This is a genomic window from Rhizobium sp. BR 315 (assembly GCF_050577975.1).
GTDB classification, from domain to species: Bacteria; Pseudomonadota; Alphaproteobacteria; order Rhizobiales; family Rhizobiaceae; genus Rhizobium; species Rhizobium miluonense.
In genome coordinates this window covers 1-1,124 of the sequence record NZ_JARWKZ010000135.1, presented here as the reverse complement: position 1 = coordinate 1,124, position 1,124 = coordinate 1, and the positions used below count along the sequence as shown (strand labels likewise).

Genomic DNA, 1,124 nt, shown 5'->3' with positions numbered 1-1,124 from the left:
GACATAGGCATCGAACGGTACGATCTCACCGGCATTGCGCTTTGCCTCCTCGGCAGAGAGCTTTAACGTATTGACGCAACGAAGCACTTCCTTGCGCGCCTGGACGATCGTCTTGCCGGCTTCGCGCACGATGGTTTCGGCAAATGCTTCACGGGGGCTCTCGATGATCCGCGCAGCTCCTTCGAGGATGCGCGCGCGCTCATGTCTCGGCAGCCTGGCTGAAAGCTCTGCGCCGCGACGGGCGCGGGCCAGAAGTTCGTTAATTTCGCTCGCATCCGTGGCGTCAATCGTCCCGAGGACAGACCCGTCATAAGGGCTGTAAACAGTGATCGGCGCCAGACTGGTGGTGATATGAAGTTTGGCAACGGTCATAGGCCGGCTTCCTCTTGCGTGATGATGCGCCACCTGCGCGGCGGCTGAGTTGGTCGGTCAGGGCAAGGAGAGGTCCCTGCCCTGTTCTCGTTTCCATGACTGCATTGGTTGCGGTAGGAGCGACCGACCGCTTGGCGGTCAGATTTTCTGACCGTTCAGAACCAGGTCATCGATGACGCAGCGTACTGCCTTTTCCGCGATCGAGACGATCTCGTCGATCTCCGCCTTGGTGGTGACGAGCGGCGGCGCGAAGCCGAGGATGTCGCCATGCGGCATGGCGCGGGCGATGAGGCCCCGGTCTCGAGCAGCCTTGGAGACGCGGGCACCGACCTTCAGCGACGGATCAAACCTGGTCTTGTTCTCACGGTCGGCAACGAATTCAATCGCGCCCATCAGGCCAACACCACGCACTTCACCGACGATCGGCAGCTGCGCGAACTTCTCCTTGAGCTGGGCCTGGAAATAGGCACCGACTTCGCGGGCATTGCCGGGCAGGTCTTCCTTTTCGACGATGTCGAGCACCGCGTTTGCGGCGGCCGCACCGATCGGGTGCCCGGAATAGGTATAGCCATGCGAGAAGGCGCCGACCTTGTCAGCTCCCTCTTCCATGACCTTGTAGACCTTCTCGCCCACGATCGAAGCCGATAGCGGAAAGTAGGCCGAGGTCAGGCCCTTGGCGACCGTGATCAGGTCGGGTTCGATGCCGTAGTGCTGCGAACCGAACATCGAGCCGGTGCGGCCGAAGCCGGTGA

Annotated in this window: 2 protein-coding genes; both read right to left on the bottom strand. The window is 61.6% G+C overall.

What is annotated here, in order from left to right:
* Window positions 1-372 (bottom strand): aldehyde dehydrogenase family protein (locus QD409_RS35365; RefSeq protein ID WP_430765029.1); only part of this gene is annotated, 372 nt, incomplete at its 3' end.
* A gap of 138 nt (window positions 373-510) precedes the next feature.
* On the bottom strand, window positions 511-1,124 hold a 614-nt coding region (locus QD409_RS35360; RefSeq protein ID WP_430765028.1), incomplete at its 5' end, for an aminotransferase class III-fold pyridoxal phosphate-dependent enzyme.